Below are 2,770 nucleotides of genomic sequence, written 5' to 3' on the forward strand. Positions count from 1 at the left end.
ACCCTGATCTACGCGACGCTGTCCATCGCCGCCCTGTCGGTCGCCGTGTGGGCGCACCACATGTACGCCACCGGTGCGGTGCTGCTCCCGTTCTTCTCGTTCATGACGTTCCTGATCGCCGTCCCGACGGGCATCAAGTTCTTCAACTGGATCGGGACGATGTGGAAGGGGCAGTTGACCTTCGAGACACCCATGCTGTTCTCGGTGGGCTTCCTCGTCACGTTCCTGCTCGGTGGCCTGTCCGGCGTCCTGCTCGCCAGCCCGCCGATCGACTTCCACGTCACCGACTCGTACTTCGTGATCGCGCACTTCCACTACGTGCTGTTCGGCACGATCGTGTTCGCCACCTACGCGGGCATCTACTTCTGGTTCCCGAAGATGACGGGCCGTCTGCTCGACGAGCGACTGGGCAAGCTGCACTTCTGGCTGACGTTCATCGGCTTTCACACCACCTTCCTGGTGCAGCACTGGGTCGGCGACGAGGGCATGCCGCGGCGCTACGCGGACTACCTGCCGTCTGACGGCTTCACCACGCTCAACGTCGTCTCGACCATCGGTGCGTTCATCCTCGGCATCTCGACGCTCCCGTTCACGTGGAACGTGTTCAAGTCGTGGCGCTACGGCGAGCCGGTCGTGGTGGACGACCCCTGGGGCTACGGCAACTCCCTGGAGTGGGCGACCAGCTGCCCGCCGCCGCGGCACAACTTCACCGAGCTGCCCCGGATTCGCTCGGAGCGGCCGGCTTTCGAGCTGCACTACCCGCACATGGTCGAGCGGATGCGGGCCGAGGCCCACATCGGTGGAGGGCCGCACCCGTCCGACGGTGACGTCACCGAACTCGATGACGCGCAGGTTCGCAGCTGATCGGGTCGTCGAAGTCTGCCCGCAAGGGTGAACACGTCAAGGGTGTCGGCTGTGCTTGATGACTCCTCGCGCAAGCGTTCATCGCTTCTGATCACCGTGTCGGGTGTCGATCAACCGGGTGTGACGTCGGCGCTCTTCGGAGTGCTCGCCCGCCACGAGGTCGAGCTCCTCAACGTCGAGCAGGTCGTCGTCCGCGGCCGCCTGACCCTGGCCGTGCTGGTGGCCGGGCCCGGCGAGGCAGCCGGTGCCAGATTGCGCGACGAGGTCACCGACGCGATCCGCAGCGTCGGGCTGGACGTCACCATCGAGCGCAGCGACGACATGCCGGTTCTGCGTGAGCCGTCCACGCACACGATCGTCGTCCTCGGCCGCCCCATCACCGCAGAGGCATTCGGGGTGGTGGCACGGGAGGTGGCGATGCTCGGAGTGAACATCGACACCATCCGGGGCGTCTCCGACTACCCCGTGACGGGCCTGGAGCTGCGTGTCTCCGTTCCGCCGGGGTCTGCCTACGGTCAGCTACAGACGGCGCTGGCCCGGGTGGCCGTCGCCGAGAGCGTCGACATCGCACTGGAGGACTACAGCCTGTCGCGACGGGCCAAGCGGCTCATCGTGTTCGACGTCGACTCGACGCTCATCCAGGGTGAGGTCATCGAGATGCTGGCCGAGCGGGCCGGCGCGCTGGCCGCCGTTGCGGAGGTCACGGATGCCGCGATGCGCGGAGAGTTGGACTTCGCCGAGTCGCTGCACCGTCGGGTGGCGACGCTCGCGGGCCTGCCCGCCGAGGTGCTCGACGACGTCGCCGATCAGATCGAGCTGACGCCAGGGGCGCGGACCACGATTCGGACCCTGCGCCGCCTCGGTTATCACTGTGGGATCGTCTCGGGTGGGTTCCGCCAGGTGATCGAGCCTTTGGCGCACGAGCTGATGATGGACTTCGTCGCCGCCAACGAACTCGAGATCGTCGACGGCAAGCTGACCGGCCGGGTCATCGGCAACGTCATCGACCGGCCGGGAAAGGCCAAGGCGCTCAGGGATTTCGCGCAACAGGCCGGTGTGCCGATGGAGCAGACCGTCGCGGTCGGCGATGGCGCCAACGACATCGACATGCTTGCCGCCGCCGGGCTGGGCGTGGCGTTCAACGCCAAGCCCGCCCTGCGTGAAGTGGCCGACGCGTCCCTGAGCCACCCGTACCTCGACACGGTGCTGTTCCTCCTTGGGGTGACGCGCGGGGAGATCGAGGCCGCCGACGCCGTCGATGGAATGGTGCGCCGCGTCGAGATCCCCGAGTAGCTCTCCTCGCGAGCTCAGCTTTGCTTGAGTGCAGCGGCGACGATCGGCTTGGCCCATGCAGGTGTCTTCGAAAGATCCGGTGGGCCGACTATCTTGCCCCGTTCACGGTGCAGCAGGAGGACGGGAGCGCGTGATCCACGACTAGACGACGACGGCTTGCGCCTCCGCGCCGCCCGTGTTGGCGCCGGTCACACTGCGCCACGCGCGCGCCAGTAGCTCGATCGCCTCGGTCAACTGCTCATCGGGCAGCGTGAACGGCACCCGAATGAAGCGCTCCAGCGTGCCGTCCACCCCGAACCGTGGCCCAGGTGGGATCTCCAGACCCATCCGGGAGGCAGCCGCCGAGAGCGCGGAACTCATGGGCGCAGGTAGCCGCACCCACAGCGACATCCCGCCCTTGCCCGGGTCTGGTCGCCAGTCGGGCAGGTGCTCGTCGAGCAGGGCAAGCAGCAGCGCGCGCCGTGCGCGCAGTATTTCGCGACGCTCGGGGAGCAACTCTTCGGCAAGGCCGAGAAGCCTTGCGGCGGCCAGCTGTTCGACGATCGGCGTGCCCATGTCGATCGCGGGTCGCAGCGCTCCGATGGTCGTCAAGGCGCTGCGCTCGGCGCGGATC

At 67.5% G+C, this 2,770-nt stretch carries 2 protein-coding genes and 1 pseudogene; 2 read left to right on the top strand and 1 reads right to left on the bottom strand.

The window, feature by feature from the left end:
* Together ACRDUX_RS41595 and serB are read left to right on the top strand one after the other, a co-directional pair.
* The coding region (locus tag ACRDUX_RS41595; protein ID WP_526423537.1) for a cytochrome c oxidase subunit I at positions 1-864 on the top strand (864 nt) is incomplete at its 5' end.
* Between the two features lie 51 nt (positions 865-915).
* Positions 916-2,157 (top strand): phosphoserine phosphatase SerB, encoded by a 1,242-nt coding sequence (gene serB / locus ACRDUX_RS41600; RefSeq protein WP_526423539.1) that lies wholly within the window; start codon positions 916-918, stop codon positions 2,155-2,157.
* 141 nt (positions 2,158-2,298) lie between these two features.
* Here the strand turns inward: serB and ACRDUX_RS41605 are convergent.
* Positions 2,299-2,770 (bottom strand): annotated as a pseudogene (locus ACRDUX_RS41605) (MocR-like transcription factor YczR); the annotation flags it as partial.

It is taken from the genome of Mycobacterium sp., from assembly GCF_050701675.1.
Classification (GTDB): domain Bacteria; phylum Actinomycetota; class Actinomycetes; order Mycobacteriales; family Mycobacteriaceae; genus Mycobacterium.